This is a genomic window from Cytobacillus purgationiresistens, from assembly GCF_030813235.1.
In the GTDB taxonomy this organism is placed as follows: Bacteria; Bacillota; Bacilli; order Bacillales; family Cytobacillaceae; genus Cytobacillus; species Cytobacillus purgationiresistens.
Genome location: NZ_JAUSUB010000001.1, coordinates 330,545 through 355,513, shown reverse-complemented (window position 1 = coordinate 355,513; position 24,969 = coordinate 330,545). Strand labels below are relative to the sequence as shown.

Here is a 24,969-nt window from a genome sequence, read left to right as displayed (position 1 = left end):
AGCTTTTAGATTTTTTAATATTCTAATGGTTCTATAGGCGCAACAAATGGAGTTGGATATGGTAAAGGTGATCTATAAATATAACCAGAGAATGCTGCAGGTCCAGTAGCGCCAGGATGGATTTTACTAAGCCATCCCCGATATAGGTTACCATATGCTGATGCTGAATAAAAAAGAAAGTCGCTTTGGGAAATGGCTGAAGCCCTGTCTATCCAAATTTTGTCCGGAGCAGCTTGTACTACTGATGAATCTGAATTTGTAGCCGCATTAGCAGGTGTACTAACAAACAAACTTGCACTGGCTAGTACTAAGATTAACATTAAGCCTAAAATCTTTTTCATAAAAAAAACCTCCTTTTGTATTATCTTACAATTAAAATTATATAATTTTCTGAATTTTATTACAACAAAAACTCACAACAAAATTTATTATTGAACTTTCACAGTAATCGCACCGTTATATATGGAAAAAAATCAAATATTAGGGTCATATGCAAGGCAAAACAAGTTGGCCACTGCTTTATTCTTTAAAATAGGGCGTAATCCCTCTTGAATATAGGTTCTCCACTAACTTGAAAAATTCTTCTGACGATAAATCCTTTTGACGCTGGAGCCAAAGACGAAATAAAGAAAGGGAAGTTGTCAGGTAAAACTCAATTAAGTATGGCGTTAAGGAATGGTTTTGCGGAACGTTTAATTCTAATTGATCCAAAGTGATTTCTTTTTTTAAGCGTTTTAAAAAACGGGTACTTCCATAATCACCCAAAAGGGCCTTAAGAACCAGGAGATGTTCTCTTTTGTCCAGGCAATAGAGCGTATCTTGAACCGTATGCATCGATAGCTCTTTATTCGCCAATTCTTTTTTTATGTCATTCAATAAGTCATTTTCAACAGAGTCTAACAATTCGTAAATGTCAGTAAAGTATTGATAAAAGGTGCTGCGGTTATATCCTGATTTATTCGCAATTTCCTGAACCGAAATTTTCTCAATCGGCTTTTGGCTATATAACTCACAAAAAACTTCTACAAACTTTTGTCTTGTTTTCTCCGTTATTAGGGGTTGCTTTTTCATGTTTCCCTCCTACTAGCGAATAAGAATATGATCCGACAAATAATAAAAAACTGATGGTTGATCAAGGAATAATAAAGATTTATAATCACATCATACAACATGTTGTATGATAATCAAAATGAAATGTTAATAAGTAGGGGTGGTTTTAATGTCAGCAAAACAAGATAGAATTTTAATTTTTGGTGCAGGTGTCATCGGGAGCATGTACGCAATTAAGCTTATTGAAGCAGGGTTTGACGTTACCCTGTTTGCACATTCTAATAGATTTAAATCATTAAGAGAAAATGGCCTGCAATATAAAGAAAAAGGTACAGTTAGATCGATACAAGTGAATGTCATTGATACGCTTGAAAATGACGATGTATACGATTTTATTTTCGTTACCGTTCGTTATGATCGGTCCGAATCAGCGTTGTTAGCGCTAAAAGATAATCAAAGCAAAAATATAGTTACGATGACTAGTAATTCAATTGGATTTTCTTCGTGGCTGGATATCGTAGGGGATAGACTTTTGCCAGCTTTTCCCGGCTTCGGCGGACAGATTAAAGATGGAGTATTGCATGCTCGATTTCTACCAAAGATTATAGCGGCAACTGCATTTGGAGAAATTAATGGTGTAGTGACAGAACGCATAGAAAACCTCGCAAAATTATTTAAAACAGCAAAGCTTCCCTACGTTATTAAAAAGGATATGCAAGCGTATCTAATCACACATTCCGTATCAGACATTGCCATGTTGAGCGTTTTGCATTCTGAGAGTAAGATAATTGACAAAAAAACAGCCAGAACCAGAAAGTCGGCACGCAAAATAACAGTCACTTTAAAAGCGTATCTAAGGGCAATACAAAAAGCTGGCGTTTCAATTGATCCACCAATGCTTAAAATGGTGCTTAAATTTCCAAACTTATTTTTGGATCTTATCTTTATGACATGGCTACGAACTAAAATGGTTAGGGATATGATGTTGCCGGATTATGCGAATAATGCTAACAATGAGATTGTGCAGCTGAGTAATGATTTAATGAAATTTTTAAGTCAAAATGATATCAACTCGGAAATACATGTTCAGTAGTTCTTTTGTAAAATATTATGGTAATTTTTAATTTATTTTCATTAAATCCTTCAATTGGGCATTAATCTGAATATAAAAATCGAAATATATAGTTTTTTTGTAGCATCCTTGACTAAACTAACGGGAAACGATAATTGAACAGCGGCAGTCTAAGACTTTATTTATCAAGTCTTGTTCTGTCGTTGCTTTATTTATTGGACCCAGTCTAAAACTTATTTTTAAGAAGCTGATGATTTTTTAATTCAAAAACGTTGTTAACTCAAAGACTCTAGTCTAAGACTTTATTTTCACAGAACAATATTACTCTCCAAATGACTAATTATTTCAAAATAAAAACGCTCCGACACCTCAACGCTACATGGATTATTTTGAATGTCCAAATAGGATGGAATAATGTCGACCGGTTCATTTTGTCTTAAGTAAATTTCAAATTCTATACTATGACCACTTTTATATTGGTCAAACTCTACAGAAATAGCTTCATATGACTTTTTTGAAACACAATGCTTATTTTGTAGCATCTACATAACTCTCATATTGGCTTATTCCATTTAAGCACCCTTATATGTAGTATGATTTTCCAACGTAAGTAAAGATACGAAAAGTGCTAAATTTGTATCTTTGTAAAAGCATTATATATAGTAAGTAATTATAGTTTTTAACGTTAACAAACATAGGACCTAACGTGGAGAGGTGGGTATGATAGGCTTGGATGCCTGATGAAACAACGGCTTCATCCTTTCAAGACTAATCATGACCACAGAGGCTCCACGTCAAGTCCTTAAACGCTTATCTATGGTTACATGTAAACATAGATAAAGGCTGCAGCATATCAAAGTTTTGGAACGGATACTATATATAAGCGCCCGATTATTGAATAAGAAAATAGATGCTCATTTAATGGCATAGCAATAACGTTTTAAAAAGGTGTTACTTTCCCATATTATTTAACCATTTGTAGCTCTAATATAAAATTTGATAATTATTATCTGTTTTTCAACTAATACAAAAGATTATAGATTCTAAATCGAGATATCTACTTTGTTTTGAGTTTAAATACCAAGGTTACATAACCAATGATAGAAGATCCAATAAAAATAGTATAATATCCTGATAGATCAGCTACTACCCCTGAAAAAACAGACCCTATTGCTTGACCAAGTGCAAGTATTAAGAACGGTACACCTAATCCGAATGATGGATTAGTCTTAAATACTGCAATTCCCCAAACTATTAAGACCCCAGTCATGAAAATATAAGAGCTTCCAAAAAGAACTGGTGACAGGAACCATGTTACATTGTTATCTGGGTAAATTCCTAGAAGTAGGGACGAAGTTGAAAGTACTAATACAGAAATCCTGTAGGCGCTCATTAAACCAAACTTATCTATAAATGCACCAGCAGTTCCTCCTAGTAAACCTGCTAGTCCAATAATTACCCAAAACCACTCTCCTAGGTACGTAGAAACATTATCAAAATTTAACATAAAGTCTCTTGAGAATGTCCAGTAGGCAGAGCAGGATATTCCTATAAGTAAAGAGGCAATAATTAGTTGAATAGAGTGCCTCCATTCCTTTTTAGAAAATCCAAACATCACCTTCTTTTCTGAAGCCTGCTGCTTTGGAAGTATTTTAAAATTAACAATGAGCACAAAAATAGCAATGACCATAAATATCAAATACGTTTCTCTCCAACTATTAGTCATAAGGATAGCAATTGCCCCAGTAAAAGCTGTTCCAATACTTGTACCAGAATTAATCCATGAATTAGCCTGATTTTGTAATCTTTTCTCTACGTTAGTGCTAACAATATTAGCATATGGTGGGGATGATAATCCTGTACTTAGCCCTGCAAGGAATATACCTAACCCTAGCACTACCGAATTAGGAGAAATGGAGATTATACCCAAACCAATAATGGATGATAGTCCAGCTACCACAAGAATAGATTTTGGAGTGAACTTATTAGAACACGCCATTGCAAATATGATTGCTATACAATAAGCAATGTATGATAAAGACGAGATTAAGCCGCTAGTGGATTGATCCATATTCATTGTCTCATTAATATATGGAAGCATTAGACCATAACTAAACCGAGACAAACCATACGTCACGGCAATCATTGGCAAGCCCACTACTATTAATTTTTTTTCATTCATATTAGTCACTCCTTTATGTATATATAACGTTCATTATAATAATTAAATAAAAAATATAGAGAACAATGTGTTCACGACACTATTCTCTACCTATATACTATTCATTATTCGGAAACCTGAATACTTTTCGCTAAGTAAATTGCAGTATCTTTTACCTTATCTAACTCAAGTATTTGAACCATTGATGTTAATCCCTCTATTATAATAGAGACTTGTACACTAAGGGATTCGGAACCATTAAAAAGATTCAGATCATTTTCAATTTTGTTTAGAAGTCTTTTTTTATGTTCTCTACTTAGTGAAGCTATTTCTTCGTTTACACCTTCGTATTCCTGCTTTGCCCTTAAGAATAAACAACCATTGTAACCATCAGTATCTATCCAATCAAGATGTGCTTTTATTAGCGACTCCACATATTGATTAATACCATTCTCCCTGTCAATATTAGCTTCTAATAATTGAAAATAATGTTTTTCTCTTTGAATTAATATTTCTTTGATTAAATCTTCCTTCGATTTGAAATGATAGTACATGGTCATTGTTGCTACTTCTGCTTGCTCCAATATTTTCTTTACACCAATTGCATGAAAGCCATGATGATAAAATAATTTTTCAGCTGTGTTAATTATATCTTCTTTCTTCTGTGATTTTTTCATACAACAACCCCCATATAGAACGTTCATTATAAATGTTAACATGTTAATTACCTTACAGCAAGAATAAACAAAACAAGTGCTATTTGTGATAGCGACCCCTGACACAGACAAAGCTACCTTCTATATATTTACATCTAACCCTTGTTTAGTTTTCAAATAAAGTTTAATCATTTTCAGCAATCCATATTGAACTAAAATGCCCCTCTAAAACAAAGTTATTCAATAACCCATGTATTATGAATAGGAAAGTATGGGTAAAACTCCACCTCTCAAAAACGAACGTTTTTGGTAATCGCTACACAAATGGAATATTTGGATTAGGGAATTGGATAACCTTTTCTAACGTAAGCTGTATAGGGTTGCAATAAAAGCCACAGACTTACTTATACAAAATGAAGAATAATTAACCTATGTATAATAACCCGCCCTCAAAATGGCTGGTAAACTGAATAAGATCATCAGATTTAATCAGTAGTTGAAATGAAACATCCTTCATTATACTCTGCAATGTCCATACATTTTTCTATCGCAGAAAGACTACTAATTATTTTAAGGCAGGAGAGTTATGAATCGCTGAAATAAAGGTAATTATTAAATCAGCATAACTATTTTTTAGTAAGTTCATTTTAATAACTCAATAGCACACATAAAAAAAAGAAACTAGGTTTCCCTAGCCTCTCTTTATGATAAATCTATTAAACCTGCAACGACTTCGCCTGCATTTGGTACATCTGCTCATAAATCCCGCCATGAGCAAGCAATTCATCATGGGTTCCTTGTTCCTTAATAACCCCATGTTCAAGAACTAGAATACGGTCTGCACTTTTGATTGTCGACAAACGATGAGCAATAATAAAGGTTGTACGTCCTCGCTTGAGAACGTCCATAGCATTCTGAATGATTTCTTCAGTCTCTGTGTCGATATTTGATGTGGCTTCATCCAATATTAAGATCGCAGGGTCATAAGCAAGGGCGCGTGCAAATGAAATGAGCTGACGTTGACCAGATGAGAGAGTGCTTCCTTTCTCAATGACTGGTTCATCGATTCCGTTTTCAAGATGACCTAGTACACGATCTGCACCAACTGCTTTTAATGCATCTTCCACTTGCTTACGCGTGATTTTAGGATCATCCAAACTTACATTTGTAGCAATTGTTCCGGTAAATAAATATGGATCTTGTAAAACAATGCCCATATGATCACGCATAGTCTGTCTTGAAACTGAAGTGATGTCAACTCCATCGATAAATATTTTTCCTTTTGATGGATCATAGAAACGGAAGAGTAAGTTCATAATCGAGCTCTTTCCTGAGCCTGTATGGCCAACGAGAGCGACGGTTTCCCCACGTTTCGCTTCAAAAGATAAGTTTTTCAAAACATAATTATTGTCTTTGTATGCAAAAGACACATTTTCGAATACCACATGTCCTTCATACCTTTGTATCTTTTCATCTGATACTTTCTCTCCATTCAGATCTAACACTTCAAATATTCGATTTCCAGCAACGAGAGAACGTTCAAGCTGGGAAAATTGATTTACAACATTCGTAATTGGATTAAAAAGTCTCGTTAAATAATCCACGAAAGCATAAAGTGTACCAGCAGACACCAACTCTGTTGTGCTAATCGATTGTGTTCCGAAGTAAATGATGAATATCGTAAATAATATCAGCCGAAGAGTATTTACCAAGTTATGTGAAGTGGCTGAATCTAAAACCAATAGCTTGCGCTCATAGGTATAATGCTCGTCATTCATCTCATTGAATTCCGTCGTCATTTGCTTTTCTCGACGAAAGGCTTGAATGATAGACATTCCTTGAATGGATTCATTGATCATTGCATTGATGTCAGCAATCTTTGTACGGATGACATCATTATACTTGGAAGCATATTTACGATATAAAATCATCCATGCGTAGATAATTGGAATCATGATCAAAGCAATCATTGCCATCTTCCAATTTAAAATAAACAACGCGATGTAGACACCGATGATAGAAATCAGGCTAGTCGCAAAATTAGAGAGCACCTGCACATATAAATTTCTGACTGCTTCTGTATCATTGGTAACACGTGCCACAATCTTTCCAGCTGGAAGATGATCAAAATACTGAATAGGCAATGTTTGAATATGACCAAATACATCCTTACGTAATTTTTGTACAATTCGGTTTGCGCTTATTTGCAAATAAATATACATGAAATAACGAAAGATAGCGGATGACATTTGTAAAATGAAATATAAACATAGGAGCCAGGCAATCGGCTTAATTTCAAGGCTACCAATTGTCATATGATTATCGATGATATTCTTGGCTATAAATGGGCCAGCAAGCTCTGTAAAGACAGCAATTGTTAAGAAAAATAATCCTAAAAAGATCGGTCCTTTAAAATAAAGTGCATATTGGGTTAATCTTTTACCCGTACTCATGCTTGACCTCCCTCCTCTAGCTGTTGACGGTCAAATTGTTCCTTATACCAGCCGTTTTCTTGAAGAAGCTTTTCATGAGTTCCTTGTTCAGTGATTTGTCCCTCATCCAGTACAATAATTTGATCAGCATGCTGTACACCAGATAAACGATGTGTGGTAATGATGGTTGTTTTCCCGCTTCGTTCATTCTGGATATTTTTAATAATATTTGCTTCAGTTTTTGCATCAACTGCTGATAATGAGTCATCAAGGATTAAAATTTCAGGATCTTTAATCAGCGCACGGGCAATTGATACTCGCTGTTTTTGCCCACCTGATAAAGAAACACCTTTTTCACCTACAAGTGTTTCAAGACCCATCGGTAAGTTATCTAAATCCTTTTTAAATGAAGCAAGAACCACCGCTTTTTCTACCTCAGCTTCCGATGCATCTTCTTTCCCAAATAAAATATTTTGTCGAATGGACCGTGAAAAAAGCACATGATCTTGTGGTACGTATCCGATCCAATCAAGAACCTGTTCCTTTGTTTGTGAAGCCAGGTCAATCCCATTAATATTAATCTGTCCTTCGGAAATAGGATATTCACGAAGTAACTGTCGGAGGAAGGTCGTTTTTCCCGCACCTGTTTTCCCGACGATACCGAGCGTCTCTCCTTTTTGGAGTGACAAGGAGATTTGCTGTAAGTTAATTACTTGGCTCGTTGGATATTGAAATAGTAAATCATTAAAGCCGATGACACTTGGTGTTGCAATTGCTATAGGTTTCTTCGTGTCTTGCACATCAGCCTCATATTCAAGGCTTTCCTGAACACGATCAAGTGATGCATTCCCTTGCTGCATCACATTGATTAACTCACCGATGGCAAAAATAGGCCAAACTGCTAGACCAAGGTAAACATTAAAGGTGACGAGCTGACCGACAGTCAATTCGCCATTAGATACAAGCACAGCACCGTATCCAAGCGCAACGACATAGCTGATCCCTGTTCCGACTCTCGTGATCGGTCCGAAGAAAGCATTTATTTTAGCTGTCTGCATATTCTTTTCATATACATCCTCACTCATGTCAGAGAACTTCACTTCATCTTTTTGTTCCTGAACATAAGCACGAATCACACGCACACCGGCAACTGATTCTAGTACATTATCATTCAATTCGCCGAATGCATCCTGTGCCTTCATATAACGTTCATGAACAAGCTTGCCGAGGTATTGGATTAAGATTGCCATTATCGGCACTGGAAGCATTGCAAAGAAAGTTAATTTCCATGAAATCATAAATCCCATTGCTAAGATAATTGCCCCCAAAAATAAGGTAGAATCAATTAATGTCATAATTCCGAATCCAGCAGTTAATGAAACCGCATTTAAATCATTTGTCGCCCGAGCCATTAAATCACCCGTACGATTCTTCTCATAAAATGTTGGTGTCATTCTTAAAAATTGACCCATTAGTTTACGACGCATGATTTTTTGAAGATTAATGGCTCCTTCAAATAATCCATATTGCCAAAAGAAGTTTAAAATATAGCCTAATACCATAATGGCTATAAAGATTAAGACATATTGCCGTAATATTTCCTTCGTCATTTCACCATCAGTTATTATATCGATGATAGAGCCAATTAAATAAGGCGGTATGACTTCCAATATCGTCGCAATGATCAGTAAGAAAATCGCAATTGTATATTGCTTCCAATATCGTTTAAAAAACCAGCCCAACTTCCCTAATACATCAAACATTTAACGCACCTTCTCTCCTACACAGATGTAATGTAATACAATGCTACCCACTATATAGTAATTCCTTTTTGAAAATCATCATTTTAAATTTTTTCTTCATCATCATCTTCCTCCTCATAATTGATCACTAGTAATTCAAACAAAAAAGATGCACACCCTATTAAGAGCATGCATCTCAGGAAAAGGTATTTTAGTCGTGTCAATACCTTCTTTATGTAAGAAATAGTTATTTTACGGGCAGTAGGTATGGAGAATGTATGAAATTAATAGTGATAAACTGAGTATTAAATCCTTGCATGGTCCATTCCTCCTTTATAAAATATCGTTTAGCGTCTATCGAATATTACCACTATTTTCTTATAATTGTCAATCTTAAATTTTTATCGATGGTCTGTCATCTCGCCATTCAATTTTTACTTGCTTATCGAAAAATTGACAGAATCTCCACTTGAAAAAATTTCTTCGCCTCTCATATGAAGTGTTTTATTGATTGAAGGAATAATTTCTTCAAAAGCTTTGGGGTTGCCATAAGCGCACGAGCAATCCGCAATTTTTACCTTTCACCTTGTGAGCATGATTGATATGGGATTAAATAGATGGTTGCAGGAAAACTGTTCCATTAGACTGTTTGCTCTCTCCAGATCTTCTGCAGTTATATACCCACAGAAAGCAAATTTTCCACTCACAACGATGTTTTGTGCCAATTCATTTGGCCACATTCTTTCTTGGAGGGAAGAACTAACCCAGCCGATTGTTTTACGCAGTTCATTTAAATCGGTTTTTCCAAATGAGTGGCCAAGTACGGTGACTTTTCCAGTTGTTGCCCAATGATAACCCATGATTAATTAAAGCAATATAGTTTTTCCCGAGCCGTTAAATCTCAGTATAGACCACCTTGGTTAGATGCCCATTTTGATTTGACACTTATCGAATCGGTCACTATTACATTGGTTAGATGCTCGTTTTGATTTGTCGCTCATCGAATCGGTCACTATTATACTGATTAGATGCCCGTTTTAATTAGATATTTATTGAATTGGTCACTATTACGTTGGTTAGATGTCCGTTTTGAATCAGTCACTTAATTGATAATTATTCTTGTACTCAAATCTCTAATTTCAAAAAATAATCTAGTACTATTATGCAAAGATTTTTTCCAGTTTTTTAATTGACTCGTTGTCGCATACCTTTTGAAAGTGAGCACTTAAATATTTCTTTGCATCTTCTCTATCCATATCAATTGTGCTAATATTGTTTCTGTTTGTCCATGTATCGTATGTCTCAAAAGCTGTGCTGCTCCATCCATTGACTTCTCCAACATCATTCTTTTTTTCTTGGATGCCAGAAATGACAATATCCATTGAACTTTGAAGTTCAATAAGTGCGTTATCAAAGATTTTCTTTTTCTCTTTATCTCTGAGATCTCCTTTCGTTCTTAATTCGCGAGTATCGATAACCTCTTCACGGCTGATAATCTTATATATATTGAACGCCTCTTTTGATACGTGGCCATTATAATACCTTTCTTCAACTGATTGCTGATAACCCAAAACTGTCTTCACATATGGTAGAAGGTCACGAGAGACTAGTACTGATTTTTTCTTGATGAATTTTCCGTATCCTGCTATTCCGTCAGTTGAAAATTTAGTCCTCCAAATCCAAGGATCATACTCGGTTTCAGAATGCCATTTGTCTTCCGAAGTAATCGTATTTAAAGAAGGATAATGAGGTATTAAAGGGGATAGAGGCAGTAAACCAACTTCCTCAATTACCTTTACAGCTTCCTCATATGTTTTTATTATTTTATATTCCATTACAGTTCTCTCCTTACTTTAGAAAAATTCTCTTATTTTAGTTTCTATAACCACATAAGAATTCCCTTCTTTGCACAAAAAAACTGATCCCGTCACCAGGATCAGCAATAAAAACGTATTATTCATAGAAACTTGCAGGAATGCCATCGAATTTTCTTTTATGATATAACAAGGGCTCTTTCTTGTTGCTTTCAATATCAATCACTTCACCAACAATGATCATATGATCGCCCGCTTCAATAGTTTTGAATGTTTTACATTGAAATACCCCTGCGCTTCCTGCGATAATTGGCAAGTCATTTTTAGATTTTTCCCATTCGCAGTTTTTAAAGCGATCTATTCCTTTTGATGCAAAAAGGGAACATACTTCCGCTTGATCACTTGCAAGGACATGAATAGCAAATTGATCAGTATTGGTAAATTTGTCATATGTTGAGACGCGCTTGTCAATGGACCATAAGAGCAACATTGGATCCAGTGATACAGATGCGAATGAATTTACTGTAAGCCCCAAAGGGACACCTTCATTATCTGTCATAGTTACTACGGTTACACCTGTTGGATAATTACCCATAACTTCTTTAAACAAATCTGCTTTACTCATCTTTAACTTACCCCTTCCGATCTACTATTTTTCCCCTAGAATCTTAACTTCCGTTTCTAGTGCAATATCAAATTTCTCTTTCACGGTTGTTCGTACTTGCTCAATTAAATGGATGTAATCATTTGCTGAAGCATGGTCGATATTTACAATAAATCCGGCATGTTTTTTTGAAACCTCTGCTCCGCCAACTCTTAGCCCTTGTAAACCGCAATCAGCAATCAGCTTTCCTGCAAAGTGATTAGGCGGACGTTTAAATACACTTCCGCATGATGGATACTCCAGAGGCTGCTTTTCTTCTCTCAGCAAAGTAAATTCATTCATATCACTTCGTATATGTTCATCTTTACCATGCTGCAATCTGAATTTTGCTTCTAAAATGATCAAGCCTTCTTTTGAAAAGATGCTTGATCGGTAGCCAAACTGAAAGTCATCTTGATAAAAGGTTCGCAATTCACCCTTCAATGTTAAAGCTTTAACTTCAATCAAAACATTTGAGATTTCTCCGCCATATGCACCAGCGTTCATAAAGACGGCTCCGCCCACACTTCCAGGAATCCCGCAAGCAAATTCAAGACCAGTCAATTCATTTGAAAGGGCTGCTTTAGAAACGTCAATGATTTTTGCACCGCTACCTGCAACAATGTCCCTACCCTGTATGTTTATGTGATTAAAATGATCGAGGTTAAGCACAATTCCTTTTAACCCATTATCACTAATAATGACGTTTGATCCTTTTCCAAGTATCGTTAAAGGCAACTCATTTGTTAGTGCAAACTTTACAATCGATTGCGTATCCTCTATATTTATGGGTGCGACATAAAAGTCAGCCTTGCCGCCAACTTTAATATATGTATATTTTGCCATCGATTCACCAGGAAGTATCAAGCTATTCGGGCAAAGTTGCTGTAACGCTTCAATGATGTTCATATTTACTTCACCTTTTTCAATTGTTTACGCTTTACATAAGTATAAAACATTTTTATACTGAAAGGTATAAAAATAAAATAACATGAATTCATTTTATTTTCTAGTACTTTGTTTTAGAAAGAGTGATAAAATTGGGTCTGATTTTATTGGAGATATGTGATCTCAATCTTTTAACAGAGACGATTCTCGAAGAATTGTTAGCACAATATCCCGAAGTAGCCGTTATGAGTTATGAATGCCAAAATCTATGTGGCTTATGCAAATTACGGCCTTATGCGCTTGTTAACGGACAGCGAGTGTCTGGAAAAAATATTGAAGAATGTGTCACAAATATTAAAGTGAAAATTGAGGAAGAGCTTTCACTTTTGGCATAATAAGACCAAGCGGATCCAGCCACATTGGATTCGCTTGTTTTTAGTCTATGCTGTTGGATACTGGGCAATTTTATTACAGAAAGGGTTTTTCGCTGATATAAGTATAAGTTTTAAACGATATATTCAGAAAATCGGCGATATATTGAAATTATCGCTGATATATCAGCGATTCTAATCTGGTTTGCTATTCCAAACATATTTGGAGTGAAAAACTCTTGGCAGAAGGGCTAATTTTCGCTGAAGAAGGGCTTTTCGCCGATATAAGTATTATTTTTAAACGATATATTCGGAAAACCGGCGATATATTGAAAATTATCGGTGATATATCGGGATTAACGCTGATAAAATTTTTTTTCGGATCTTTTCAGGAAAGCAATTCCAACCCCAAATTTCATATTAGAACTTAATTATTAATCGTTCAAACGCCAGCCAATCAAATCTTCTATGCAAGCTCTAAACCAAAATGAAGTTTTGCAAGCTTTTGTACTTCTTCTTTTGAAATTTGCTTTTTTTCTATCTTTCCTTGCACATTCTTTGTGAATGAGCCTTCAGTTAGCGTCAAACTTCCGCCTTCGCTAATTTGAGTAATTATTAATTTTTTATTGAATGGAGATATAGGGCTGCTAAAGATGGTTTGTTGAACATGATCTAAATCTGAATGCTCTTTCACAATGTCATCAACATCAAAGCGATATCCAGTTTTCCACTCTTGATCTCCCAATTTCTTCATCTCAAGAGTTAATGCGCCATCTCGCTGCCCGATGTGATATGCACCATTTTCCGTTGTCATGATTTCTCCGCTTAGTGGAACAGGTGCGAGCGGTAGATTATTGCCAAAACCTGTGTCGATGATATATTGCTTGTGTTCGTGTGTTAGTAAAATCAGTACATGAGTATTGCCTGTCTTAGACCAACCCTGGTTGGAATGATCATAAACCACGCCCCTAATTAATTTTACTTCCCAATCATTTTCTTTTAAAAAGTAATAAAGCAGCGGGTTTAACTCATAACAAAGGCCGCCTTCATGATTTACAAGCAGCTTTGTTATTAGGTTTTCTTTTGTAATGGGCTGCATTTGATTATTTATTATTGCTAAATTTTCAAAGGGAAAAGTACTCGCAGTTTTTATCAATAATTCTTTTAATGAAGAAAATGTAAGATTTGTTTGAAAATCGGTTCTTATTCGGAATTCTTTATCTATTGTTGTCATTTCTCATACCCCTTTTTATACCTTTAGGTTTAATATATCATTTGTATATAGGTTTTATCAAAAAAAATGCCATGCACCCCCATCTCTTCTTTGAAATGTTCGATAGTTTCATTCCTAAAATCTAAATTTCCAAACAAAAAACCAAGTCACCAAGTACCTGGCTTTTGTTCACTAAAATGGATTGTGTAAACTTTAGATTCTATTTTAAAAAGGACTCACTTGATTCGAATCAATACGCTCAAGAACTCGATAACCACTGCTAGCTTTTGTAGCTATTTCTTCTTCTATATTCGGCATACAATACCCATCTTCTGCGCATGTTCCATCAACTCTAAAAAGTAGTTTTCCTAAGAGTCCGACTGTCACCAATAACTTTTAGGCCAGCCCCTCTACGATTAATTCGGCTGCTTTTTCTTGAATAATTGAAACCTAAAAGGTGTAATGATGAGTATTACGATTAAGATCATTCCAAGATATCCAAAGAGGGGATAAAAGAACGATACTAATTCTGTAAAACCAAAGAAGCTGGTTATAAATCCTACAACTACAGAAATGGTAACAAACATTTTAAACTTTGGCGTTTTTGGTTCAAAGAAGCGTGTACCAAATGAGAAGAACATACTTACTGCTGAACTGTAAACCATAGCGAAAAGGATAATCGCATATAGTCCGCCGATCATATTAGAAATGTTTGCCGCAATACCAAGTGCAGGCATATCTAGACTACCTACGGCCTCAACATTAGCAAAAATCGTTAAATGATTAATGATTACAAGAATACCAACACCTAATCCTCCGAAAAACCCACCCCATGAAGCAATTTTTTCATTCTTTTCATCGCCACCCATAACGAGTGTCATCGATGCACCCATTACCGTTGCTAATGAAACATAGTTTATTGCAGAAATTAGCCAATGGCCTGCAGCTGAATCGTGACTGAGTGCTGTTCCTTCGAGTGAGCTGAAGGAAACATCCATCGTAAACATGCTGTAAAGGAATAAAAATATAACAGATAAAATAAGTAACGGTGTTAATCCGGCGATGACCTTCACTACGCGATCAACATTTGTCATAGCGGTAATGATGACCAGAATACTGATTAAGATGGTTCCTGTCATTGTTGGCAATCCAAATTGTTGATTAAGAATCGAACCAGAACCGGCTATCATTACGATACCAATGCCCAACAGAACAAAAATAAGAATATAGTCGATAATCTTGCCTAAAAAGCGACCGCTTATTTTATTGATTACTTCTTGATGGTTCTCTGACTGCAGCCTGCTTCCAAGCCTCATGAGAATCATACCTATGTATGCAAAAATGACGGCTGCAACAATCGCACCAACAATACCCATTTTCCCGAAACTCGTGAAATATTGTAAAATCTCCTGACCTGAAGCAAATCCTGCTCCAACAATAATACCAATAAATGCACTTGCAATGATAAAGATGTTTTTCATTTTTCCTCCACATAATAAATTATTAAAATAATTTCTCAATTTGGTTGCTTTTGGATATATGTTGAATGTATAGGGGGATTACAAGTAGGGGTCTCCTTCTAGTGTTATTTACCCGAATAACAAGGAAATAATCTCATTTTTCTAAAATAATTTCCTGAAAATAAAAAATACTTATTTTTTGATGCATAGTGCGGTGAAACTGCATAGTTGATTTATCATACATTCCTAATAACCTGATGTTGCTCAAATATGTGTAATGAGTAATTTGTTTTATTCGTTTATGAAAAGTTACATTTAAGAAGAAGCACTAGGAGGTAAATGATGCCTAAAATTGCAAGTAAATGCAATTCAAATAGAACATATATTGGGTGAAAGCTTATATAAGCAATGGTTAAAAGCCGACAATATCATTACACAATCCTTCAATATAAACAAGGAGTGGTATACAGGAGGAAAAACCGCAAGTATGAATTGAAATATAGAAAATCCAATAAAACCCTTATCTCCCTTTTCCCAAAGGAAGATAAAATTGGATTAATGATCATATTCGGAAGAAAAGAAAGAGATAAAATCGAGGAAATAAAAGCAGTTTTGCCTCCTGTCATCTATCAAACCTACTCTGATGCAAAAACCAATCATGATGGTAAATGGGTAATTTTGAACTCCCTAATGAGGAGTTATTTGAAGTTTTAGTCACTCTCCTGTCACTTAAAAGAAAGCCAAAAAAAGATTAGACACTTATAAAAAACACCCTTTCCAGTTACATAAATTTATCTATGTTAGCTGACAATAACGTCAAGAACATTATTGCTATAAACATCTTTGCTTGCTGGCGGCTAAGTGAGCAGATCAGCATGTCAGATAAGGAGTGAAATGATGTTATCAGAACAGCAAATATCACATTTTAAGTCTTTGCTTGAAAAAGAGCTTCAATCCACAGATAAACAAATTGAGCAAAATAATCACTTTGGATTGCACGAGGGTGAAAGCATTTATAACTATACAGGTGAATTATCGGCATATGATAATCATCCTGCCGACACAGGTACTGAATTATTTGAACGAGAAAAAGACTTGGCAATTGAAGGACATTTTAAGGCTGAAGAAGTGGAGATCACTGAAGCCTTGGCTGCTATTGAACAAGGCACATATGGAAAATGCAAGGAATGCGGAAAAGATATTCCGTTAGAAAGATTAGAAGCACTTCCAACAGCAGTCACATGTGTGGAACACAGCCCTCATCAAGTTGTATCCGATTATCGTCCAGTTGAAGAAGATGTTAGAAATGCAAGTGTTGAGGTTAATCACGATAATGAGAATGTCGGTTTTGATGAAGAGGACTCATGGCAATCTGTCGCAAAATGGGGAAACTCTGATGGGCCTTCTGACTTCTTTGATCCTCCTGCACATTATGATCAAATGTATCTCAATTCAGATGAAAATCATGGCTATGTGGAAGATATCGAAAATAGCATTGGGAATGATATCGATGGAAAAAACATTCAAATATATCCGACCACTCAGCTTAAAGAATATGAAGAGGATTTAGATGAAGAAGGGATCATGACAACTTTTGGAGATTTAAAAGAGTTCGAGCAAGACCCCTATGTTGAAGATTAATTCTGCAAAAAAAACGAGCCTCATTCGGCTCGTTTTTCTGTTGCATTACTGCTTTACTTTTCATTGGTCGCCAGCTCGATGATCATCACAATAAGAACAAGTAATTGGATAAGAACTTCGGCTTCGATCCGAATTCGCCTCCTTCACTTAAGTGAAGTTCATCCTCCGGCATCCTCTTTGAAAGTAAAGACTTACGTTTCCCTACTACATGTATATGAACAAGATTCTGAGATATGCACTTTTTTTAAATCTGCCTTTCAGTCGTCGATTCACTGCTGCGAGTTTAATTCTTCTTCCAAACTTTGCGATAATCGACTCTGCCGTTGCTATCTAATTCAATATTTTCAAAAGGAGAGTCAGATGGTTTAAAAATCTTATGAGAACGATGGTTAAGAAATTTAACTATCCCTTCTGCTTTTAAGAAATCTTCTATCTGATAATAAATCTTCCATCTCTCGCATTCATTTGTACTTCTTTTGATCCGTTCTAGATTAGTATTGAAGATTTGTTTCTGTTTTGCATTAAGAAATGTGTAGATGAATAAATCAGGAGATTGAATAGATGAAAAAGCAGCTAGTAATAAATCATCCGAAAAGGCAACTCCTCCGATAAATAGGTCACATTTTTGAAGAACATCATTCAATTGGAATTTCTGCATATTTATGATAACTATATTCGCTTTAACCCCAATTGCTTCTAGCTGGTTTTGCAATACTTTTGCCTCTCGTTCATGATTGACTCCAGGGCGAATTTGCTGAACGGCAATCGTTAAAGTGAAGTCAGTAATCATTGCTTTTATCTCTTCATTTAATCCAATTTCTCTCGCGTTTGCTGATTTTTCAGTTAAAAAACTATTAGCAACAACCTCATTATCCAAACAAAAGTCATTCGAAAGAATATGATGATAAATATATTTTCTTATCTTTTTCTCTTTTAAAGGTCCATTCTTATGACAATTAATAGAAATATAATCTGCTCCCTCTTCCTCTACTAAGGACTCTTCCCAGCTGGAATGGGCTGTTTGCACTGAAAAGGGGTGAACTTGCGAACTTTGATAATCTTCAGGGGTAAATATGATTTCTACTCTGTTTAACCACGGTCTATATCCATAATACTCTGGAAAAACATCTAATCGAATGAGCTCATCGGTGTGCTTAACAAGCTGATAAGGGCCACATCCGATCGGTGCATCATTTAATCGATAGAGCTGTTCATTATGTGTTTTCATCGGTATGATGGAAAGCTTTATACTGGCTAAATAGCGTGGGAATAAATGATTGATCCCGTGCAATGTCATCCGTATGATATGTTTATTAATAATGTTCATTCCTTTAATCATTTTTCGAACTTGATCATTAGGTGACATGCGTTCAAAAGTATACTTTATGTCTTTACTAGTCAGTTCTGTATGGTTGTGAAAATAAACGCTCTTCCTTAAATAAAATGTCCAAACAATGCCATCATGGGTATCCCAATGATGAGCAATTTTAGGAAAGAGTTTACCCGAATGAGAATCATATTCGACTAATTGATCATAAATTTGTTGCAAAAAATGGCGGTCATGCCTAGAGATGCTCTTTAACGGATCTAATTGCAACTCCGTTTTATAAAAGGAATATCTTAATACATCATCATTATTTCCCGCACTCTTTAAAACCCCTAAATGCTTATCGAACCAGGATTGGAACTCTATTTGTCTATGCTTCTCCAAAAAAGAAACTTTGTGAAAAGCGTTTTTATATTCGCCCTTCTCTACTAAAAGACATGCTTCCATAAAAAAGAGGTCATTTGTTGTTTGATGCATAATTAATGTTGGTTTATTCCCTCTTCCTTTTCTTGGCCTCCATTCCAGCAAACCTTGGTTATGCAGAGAATGAATGATGGTTTTCACATATCGATCAGAACAGCTGAAGATTTTAGCTAAATGAACGATTGAAGTTTCTGTTTCGATATCCTTTTGGAAATGGCCGGTTAACTTTTTGCAATATTCGATATATTTCATATATACTCCTCGATAAAAGGTGAATAAATTTTATTTACTTCTTCACTTTTTGTTCCTCTTTTATTACTTTACACTTATTTCTATCATAAGAAAATAGTATAGGGGGCATCCGATGAATACTGAAGCCATTGGGCATCAAAATAAAAAAGAAACTAAAAGTCTTTGGAGGAACAGGAATTTCCTTCTCATTTGGGGAGGATCTATTATTTCTAATTTTGGTTTTCAGCTCTATACGATTGCGATTCCATTGCTCATTTATCAGATTAGCCAATCTGCATTAGCAATGAGTACCATGAGAATGATTGAATTCTTTCCCAATATTTTTATCGGAATGATTGCAGGTGTCCTGGTTGATCGATATAATCGAAAAAAAATGATGCAATGGGCATCTTTCATCCAAGCAATGTCCATGACTTTTCTTGTCTACTTATTAATCGTCGATCAAGTTGAAATATGGCATTTATACATATTAGGCTTTGCTCTGTCTGCTTCTGGCTATACATTTGGAAATGCTCAGCACGCTGTCCTACCTGAAATAGTAGTGAAGGAGCAGTTAATAAATGCCAATGCAAAATTTTCTTTTGCACAAACAATCATTGGAATGATCGGACCCGGGGTCGCTGGATTTATTATCGCTGTTTTTTCATTTACCTATTCCTTTGCGATATACACTGTCTGCATTTTCTTAATGTTTTTATGTATGTATTTCTTGTCGTATCATCCTCATACTTCTAATACAAAAGAAGGATCAACAATTTGGATAGATATGAAGGAAGGGATTGATGAATTATTTCAAAACAAGATCCTCCTCATACCAACTATTACCGTTCTTTGGGTGAATTTTGCTTCCAGTTTAATAATTGGCATTCTTATATTTTATGTTGTAGATCAGCTCGGATCGTCTGAAACTGAAGTTGGATTAATGTATTCTATCTCAGCAATCGGCGGTTTGATTGGAGCAAGTATTGTAGGACGCTTAAGAAAAAAATTTGGTCGTGGAGAAATATATACTTTCACCCTCTTAATAGATGTCATTGGGATTATATGTATCATCGCTGCTACTAGCTGGTGGTTAATCGGGATATCTCTTGCCATAAGAACATTTGCGATTACCATTTCTAATATTGTCTACTTTACGATTCGGCAGGAGTTTACTCCCAATCATTTGTTAGGCAGGGTTTCAGGCACTTCATCAATGTTAATGAAAATCACACTCCCCTTGGGATTAATGATTTCTGGGCTGTGGGCTGAATGGCTGCCCATCCCCATCTTATTTATCGCTTCAGCAGCTATAATATTCGTATTATTTATTATCTTGCTGTTTCACTCTTTTAGACAGCTGGATTAATCCAATAGATTTATTGAATTATTTAAGCTAAACTATAGGATATATTGAATGAAGTGTGGTGACATGATATGACTCTTAAAGAGATTGAAGCACAAATGACAGAATTAAAGATGGACTATATTCGCCTGCAAGATGATATCGAAAAGCTGGAATCATTCGGACGTTCAGTTGAGAAGCAAGAGGCAAGAATGCAGGAGATTGAAGAAGAGCTAAGGAATTTGCATAAATTGAAATCTGAAATCTAATAAAACCGGAAAGCAAATGCTTTCCGGCTTTTTCATGCACCATGGTAAATATTATGCTGGCGTATCCACTTGGTTGCGACCCACTTTTCACCCGATTCAACTGGGATGCTTGAATGGAGTGAAAGACGATCCACTTCACCTAAGCTGTTTCCATAGTGGAAAAAAACAGCTGACCCTCTTCTTGGAACAATTAATTGTCCTGTTTTTGGAAAAATGGTTTCTCCTCCCGCTTCTACATCATTTAAGTACAGAAGCATGGTTGCGATCCGCTGCCCGCCTTTAGAAGGATCGACCTTTTTTTCTGGGAAGAAATCATAATGTCCTTTGTATTCTTCACCGATTTGATAATTTAGAACTTGTAAGCCCTCTCCATTCACTAATGGGTAGTTTGTAATTTCCGCAATTCTACGCTCTATTTTAGCAATGAGCTCATTTTCTTGCAGTCGAAAATACATCCCTTTACTCGTTCTCCCTGCTGCTGCTTTTTCTGCACCGGAGTTTGCATCAATTACTTTTGATGGCTGTAAGCGGTCTTTTGCAAGCTGGATTAGCAGATTACATTCATCATCACTTAACACATTTTCGAATTGAATAATCACGGGCTTTATACTCTTGGCTCGGATATAGACCTCTCGATCAGATGTATGTAGTATGTTCCCCTGATCTGAGATATGGATAGGTTCGTATTGGTAAGCGTGGTTTATATTTGTTACGGATCCATTTCCAACAATTTCGAATAAAGTTTCATATGCAAATTTAGGGTCAAACCCTTTTTTTATCAAGCCATTGCATATCGCTAAAGGGCTTACTCCGCTTTGTAAAGTATGGATTATCCACTCTTTCAATTCTTCTGAGATGTTCTTTATCTTATCCAAATCATCATCCCCTTTTGATCGTTTAAGATTGTTTTACGAAGGTCCAATAATCAGAAAATACTGCATTTACTTATTATAGATGATTATGCAAAAGGGAAAAAGCCAAATGATTTCCTTCGTTTAGCAAAAGTTTATGCCCGCGCTTATTTTTTTGTCTGCTTCACAATCTCTGCCATATCCTGTGAAGAGCAAACCATCAGACCCTCGGAATCCCGTTTAGCAAGTGCAGCCATTGCTACCGCAACATCTCTAGCCTCTATAGCTAATTTATTCTTTGACTGTTCGCTTAGAAAGTGTGAAAGAATTTTATATGTGTTCATCCCCACTTTTTCGCCGAATCTTTTTTCACTTCGATTGCCTAGTATAAGCGAGGGCCTTACGATAGATAGCGTATGGAGTGGAAGAGTCTTTAATTTATCTTCAAGCAATCCTTTAATTCTTGGATAGAATAGTTTCGAACGGGCATTTGCATTCATTGAACTAATAATTATAAAATGGTTTACCTCTTTTTCTACAGCAAGCTTTCCCATTTTGTAAGGGTAATCCACATCTATTTTGTACATCGCATCTTTCGTTTTTGCCTTTTTGATCGTTGTTCCTAAACAGCAATACACATCATTAACGGCAAAATAATCTTTCACGTTCTCAAGGTTGTTAAAATCACAATCAACTTCTATCAATTTAGGGTGCTGTATATTTAGCGGTCTCCTTACTAAGGCATACACTTTATCATAATCTGCTTTATTTAAAAGCAGTTTCAGCAATTCATTCCCTACAAGTCCAGTAGAACCAGCAATTAACGCGGTTTTCATTAAAACAATCCCTCCTGCCTATATGTATTTATTATAATGATATCGCGAAATGAAGTGTTAGAAAAATAAAATGACTGGAAACTTTGTTTGTTCAGGATTTTTCATTTTGAAAAAATTAGTTAATATGAAATAATAAGCAAAGAGCAATTATCTTTTTTAAAAGGAGAAATGTCAGATGAATGAAGTTACATTAAATAATGGATTAAAAATGCCGCAGCTAGGTTTTGGCGTTTGGCAGGTTGAAGATAATGAAGCAACAAAAGCGGTTGCAAAAGCACTTGAAACGGGCTATCGCTCAATCGATACTGCCATGATATATCAAAATGAAATTGGAGTGGGCAAAGCCATTAATGATTCATCCGTCTCTCGTGAAGAGCTATTCATCACAACAAAGGTGTGGAACACTGATCATGGCTATGAAAATACACTGCGTGCCTTCGATGAAAGCTTAGAAAGACTTGGCCTTGATTATGTAGATTTATATTTAGTTCATTGGCCAACTCCTCAATTTGATGAGTATGTTGATACATATAAAGCATTAGAAAAACTATATCATGATGGAAAAGTAAAAGCGATTGGCGTTTGCAACTTCCATATTGAGCATTTAGAGAAAATTCTTGAGCAATGTACAGTAAAACCTGTGTTAAACCAAATTGAATGCCATCCATTTTTAGCTCAGAATGACCTAAAGGATTTCTGTGCTAAACATGATATTTTTGTAGAAGCATGGAGCCCGCTACAACAAGGTGGAGAAGTTCTTCAACTTGAGTCCATTCAAACGATTGCTCATACACATAATAAAACAGCTGCACAGGTGGTACTGCGCTGGCATTTACAAAACAACACAATTGTCATTCCGAAATCAGTTACACCAGCAAGAATTGAAGAAAACTTTGAAGTATTTGATTTTGAACTGTCTGCTGAAGAAATGGAGCAGATCAATCAATTGAATCGCGATGAACGAAAAGGTCCGGACCCAAGCGATATGAATATGAGATAAATAGAAAGACAAATCATTATTTGTAAGTAAAAAACATGATTAAATATGGTAATAACAACAAAAGAGTACCTAAATGGGTACTCTTTTGCTGTTATTTATTCTACCTTAGAAAGTGTATTGTTCAGCTATTTTCGTTTTACAAGAGATTTAATATTTTTTTGTTTTTTATTATAAAATAAACATTACTGTTATTGGCAAAAAGTCATTGCTCTTTTCCGCGGTTCATTGTATTTTTGTTACGAAACAAGTCTTAATCGAACTGCTAAGTTCCTGTTATTTAAGAACAAAAAATTGACTTCCCCTCAGAATTGAGACCCCGTGACAATAAAGCCGCTCTCCTTGTGTTATGATCGAAAAAATGACGAAAGCACACTTCACAAATATGAATCAAGTTCACTTATCGGTTCACAACTTTCAGCTGCTTGACCTATATCATATAATGATAAATCAATATCCAACTCTTCTTCTTTCGCGAGCTTTGCCAGCTGCGCTCCTAGAAATGGACCCGTTGTTAGCCCCGAAGCACCAAGTCCGTTTGCAGCTAATAATCCTGCATATCCTGGAAGCTGGCCTATAACGGGTAAGAAGCCCGGTGTAAATGGACGAAAGCCAACCTTCGTATCTGTGACTGTGCTATGTTCTAAACCTGGAGCGGAAGTTAATGCTTTATGTAAAACTTCATGCAGCCCGCCAGCAGTCACCCGTGTATCAAAATTATGTTCATCCTCGTGTGTTGCCCCTACAACCACTTTTCCTTTATCAAAGGTAAGGATGTATTGGTTATTGGGAGGCTGGACTACTGGCCAGTCATCCGTTTCAGTATCAGGGAGATGAAGATGAATAATCTGCGCTTTTTGGGCAGTAACATGGAAGTCGATTCCGAGTGGCTTAAATAATTCTTTTGCCCATACACCCGCAGTGACAATAACCTTTTCGGCTTTATATAATTCTCCGTTTACTTTTGCACCAATGATGATTCGCTCATTCATGGCGATACTGGCTTCACCATGAATGACAGTAGCGCCATATTTCTCTGCACCTTGAATAAGTGCTTTACGGAGCAATTTGCCATTTACACGTGCAGCGCCACTTACCTGTACCGATGAATAATCGGCAGACAGAGGCGGAAACAATTCATTCGTTGCCTTTCCGGATAATTGCTGGATGTCACCAATCTCAGGTGCATCTTCTCTCCTCTTATGCACACGTTCCTCCATCTTAGCTAATTTAGCTTCATCTGTATGAATGCTAATTGCCCCCACCTTTTTATAGCCGGTATCCGCTTCAGCATCTCTCTCAAGCTGAGGAATCAATTCTGCATAGTATTTAGCTCCATTCTTAGCGAGTGAATACCATGCTTTATTCCTTCGCTGAGAAAGCCATGGACAGACAATGCCAGCCGCGGCTTCAGTTGCCTGTCCCGGGTCCTGACGATCCATCAGGATTACATTTTCACCTGACTTTGCCAAATGATAGGCTGTTGAGGCGCCTAGAATGCCTGCACCAATCACTATATAGGTTTTCATAGTACACACCTTTTTCTA

Annotated in this window: 24 protein-coding genes; 7 read left to right on the top strand and 17 right to left on the bottom strand. The window is 36.0% G+C overall.

Annotated elements, in window-relative coordinates; all coding sequences use genetic code 11:
• Positions 1-14: 14 nt before the first annotated feature.
• Together J2S17_RS01870 and J2S17_RS01865 are read right to left on the bottom strand one after the other, a co-directional pair.
• A complete protein-coding gene (locus tag J2S17_RS01870) occupies positions 15-341 on the bottom strand; it encodes a hypothetical protein (RefSeq protein WP_307471341.1) in 327 nt (108 codons plus the stop codon).
• 178 nt (positions 342-519) lie between these two features.
• Positions 520-1,071, bottom strand: a complete 552-nt coding sequence (locus tag J2S17_RS01865) for a TetR/AcrR family transcriptional regulator (protein ID WP_307471339.1) — start codon at positions 1,069-1,071, stop codon at positions 520-522.
• Between the two features lie 148 nt (positions 1,072-1,219).
• On the opposite strand from J2S17_RS01865, the gene J2S17_RS01860 reads away from it, so the two are divergent.
• The gene (locus tag J2S17_RS01860; protein WP_307471337.1) at positions 1,220-2,143 is read left to right on the top strand and encodes a ketopantoate reductase family protein; all 924 of its coding nucleotides are present in this window, start codon (positions 1,220-1,222) and stop codon (positions 2,141-2,143) included.
• A gap of 1,036 nt (positions 2,144-3,179) precedes the next feature.
• Here the strand turns inward: J2S17_RS01860 and J2S17_RS01855 are convergent.
• The 8 genes from J2S17_RS01855 to murB form a co-directional block, all read right to left on the bottom strand.
• Positions 3,180-4,304, bottom strand: a complete 1,125-nt coding sequence (locus tag J2S17_RS01855) for an MFS transporter (protein WP_307471335.1) — start codon at positions 4,302-4,304, stop codon at positions 3,180-3,182.
• A gap of 104 nt (positions 4,305-4,408) precedes the next feature.
• Positions 4,409-4,960, bottom strand: a complete 552-nt coding sequence (locus J2S17_RS01850) for a TetR/AcrR family transcriptional regulator (protein ID WP_307471333.1) — start codon at positions 4,958-4,960, stop codon at positions 4,409-4,411.
• Positions 4,961-5,655: 695 nt separating this feature from the next.
• Positions 5,656-7,392 carry an ABC transporter ATP-binding protein gene (locus J2S17_RS01845; protein ID WP_307471331.1) on the bottom strand — a complete coding sequence of 579 codons (1,737 nt, stop codon included), beginning with the start codon at positions 7,390-7,392 and terminating at the stop codon, positions 5,656-5,658.
• Positions 7,389-9,134 carry an ABC transporter ATP-binding protein gene (locus J2S17_RS01840; protein ID WP_307471329.1) on the bottom strand — a complete coding sequence of 582 codons (1,746 nt, stop codon included), beginning with the start codon at positions 9,132-9,134 and terminating at the stop codon, positions 7,389-7,391. The genes J2S17_RS01845 and J2S17_RS01840 overlap by 4 nt, the downstream gene beginning before the upstream one ends.
• A gap of 560 nt (positions 9,135-9,694) precedes the next feature.
• Positions 9,695-9,973 (bottom strand): ATP-binding cassette domain-containing protein, encoded by a 279-nt coding sequence (locus J2S17_RS01835; RefSeq protein ID WP_307471327.1) that lies wholly within the window; start codon positions 9,971-9,973, stop codon positions 9,695-9,697.
• A gap of 300 nt (positions 9,974-10,273) precedes the next feature.
• Positions 10,274-10,948: an AlkZ-related protein gene (locus tag J2S17_RS01830; RefSeq protein ID WP_307471325.1), complete on the bottom strand. Its 675-nt coding sequence runs from the start codon at positions 10,946-10,948 to the stop codon at positions 10,274-10,276.
• Positions 10,949-11,066: 118 nt separating this feature from the next.
• A complete protein-coding gene (locus J2S17_RS01825) occupies positions 11,067-11,552 on the bottom strand; it encodes a flavin reductase family protein (RefSeq protein ID WP_307471323.1) in 486 nt (161 codons plus the stop codon).
• A 24-nt stretch (positions 11,553-11,576) separates the two neighbouring features.
• A complete protein-coding gene (gene murB, locus J2S17_RS01820; RefSeq protein ID WP_307471321.1) occupies positions 11,577-12,479 on the bottom strand; it encodes a UDP-N-acetylmuramate dehydrogenase in 903 nt (300 codons plus the stop codon).
• Positions 12,480-12,601: 122 nt separating this feature from the next.
• Between murB and J2S17_RS01815 the strand changes: the two genes are divergently transcribed.
• Entirely contained in the window at positions 12,602-12,853 is a 252-nt protein-coding gene (locus tag J2S17_RS01815) for a YuzB family protein (protein ID WP_307471319.1), read from the top strand.
• A 442-nt stretch (positions 12,854-13,295) separates the two neighbouring features.
• Here J2S17_RS01815 and J2S17_RS01810 read toward each other — a convergent pair whose 3' ends face one another.
• The 3 genes from J2S17_RS01810 to J2S17_RS01800 form a co-directional block, all read right to left on the bottom strand.
• Positions 13,296-14,063: an arylamine N-acetyltransferase family protein gene (locus tag J2S17_RS01810; RefSeq protein WP_307471317.1), complete on the bottom strand. Its 768-nt coding sequence runs from the start codon at positions 14,061-14,063 to the stop codon at positions 13,296-13,298.
• A gap of 204 nt (positions 14,064-14,267) precedes the next feature.
• Complete coding sequence (locus tag J2S17_RS01805) at positions 14,268-14,432, bottom strand: hypothetical protein (RefSeq protein WP_307471316.1); 165 nt, start codon at positions 14,430-14,432, stop codon at positions 14,268-14,270.
• A gap of 26 nt (positions 14,433-14,458) precedes the next feature.
• Positions 14,459-15,523 carry a YkvI family membrane protein gene (locus tag J2S17_RS01800; RefSeq protein ID WP_307471314.1) on the bottom strand — a complete coding sequence of 355 codons (1,065 nt, stop codon included), beginning with the start codon at positions 15,521-15,523 and terminating at the stop codon, positions 14,459-14,461.
• Between the two features lie 387 nt (positions 15,524-15,910).
• On the opposite strand from J2S17_RS01800, the gene J2S17_RS01795 reads away from it, so the two are divergent.
• Entirely contained in the window at positions 15,911-16,216 is a 306-nt protein-coding gene (locus J2S17_RS01795; protein ID WP_307471313.1) for a DUF3788 family protein, read from the top strand.
• A 183-nt stretch (positions 16,217-16,399) separates the two neighbouring features.
• Positions 16,400-17,143 (top strand): TraR/DksA C4-type zinc finger protein, encoded by a 744-nt coding sequence (locus tag J2S17_RS01790; protein ID WP_307471311.1) that lies wholly within the window; start codon positions 16,400-16,402, stop codon positions 17,141-17,143.
• 283 nt (positions 17,144-17,426) lie between these two features.
• Here the strand turns inward: J2S17_RS01790 and J2S17_RS01785 are convergent, their stop codons facing one another.
• Positions 17,427-19,145, bottom strand: a complete 1,719-nt coding sequence (locus J2S17_RS01785) for an ABC transporter substrate-binding protein (protein WP_307471309.1) — start codon at positions 19,143-19,145, stop codon at positions 17,427-17,429.
• 112 nt (positions 19,146-19,257) lie between these two features.
• Here J2S17_RS01785 and J2S17_RS01780 point away from each other — a divergent pair, with 112 nt between their 5' ends.
• Positions 19,258-20,493, top strand: a complete 1,236-nt coding sequence (locus J2S17_RS01780; RefSeq protein WP_307471307.1) for an MFS transporter — start codon at positions 19,258-19,260, stop codon at positions 20,491-20,493.
• A gap of 68 nt (positions 20,494-20,561) precedes the next feature.
• Positions 20,562-20,738: an SE1832 family protein gene (locus J2S17_RS01775; protein ID WP_307471305.1), complete on the top strand. Its 177-nt coding sequence runs from the start codon at positions 20,562-20,564 to the stop codon at positions 20,736-20,738.
• A gap of 32 nt (positions 20,739-20,770) precedes the next feature.
• Here J2S17_RS01775 and J2S17_RS01770 read toward each other — a convergent pair whose 3' ends face one another.
• Together J2S17_RS01770 and J2S17_RS01765 are read right to left on the bottom strand one after the other, a co-directional pair.
• Positions 20,771-21,613 (bottom strand): 2OG-Fe(II) oxygenase, encoded by an 843-nt coding sequence (locus J2S17_RS01770; RefSeq protein ID WP_307471304.1) that lies wholly within the window; start codon positions 21,611-21,613, stop codon positions 20,771-20,773.
• A gap of 143 nt (positions 21,614-21,756) precedes the next feature.
• Positions 21,757-22,425, bottom strand: a complete 669-nt coding sequence (locus J2S17_RS01765) for an NAD(P)H-binding protein (RefSeq protein ID WP_307471302.1) — start codon at positions 22,423-22,425, stop codon at positions 21,757-21,759.
• 175 nt (positions 22,426-22,600) lie between these two features.
• On the opposite strand from J2S17_RS01765, the gene J2S17_RS01760 reads away from it, so the two are divergent.
• Entirely contained in the window at positions 22,601-23,425 is an 825-nt protein-coding gene (locus J2S17_RS01760; protein WP_307471300.1) for an aldo/keto reductase, read from the top strand.
• Positions 23,426-23,799: 374 nt separating this feature from the next.
• Here J2S17_RS01760 and J2S17_RS01755 read toward each other — a convergent pair whose 3' ends face one another.
• Positions 23,800-24,951 (bottom strand): NAD(P)/FAD-dependent oxidoreductase, encoded by a 1,152-nt coding sequence (locus J2S17_RS01755; RefSeq protein ID WP_307471298.1) that lies wholly within the window; start codon positions 24,949-24,951, stop codon positions 23,800-23,802.
• Positions 24,952-24,969 lie beyond the last annotated feature (18 nt).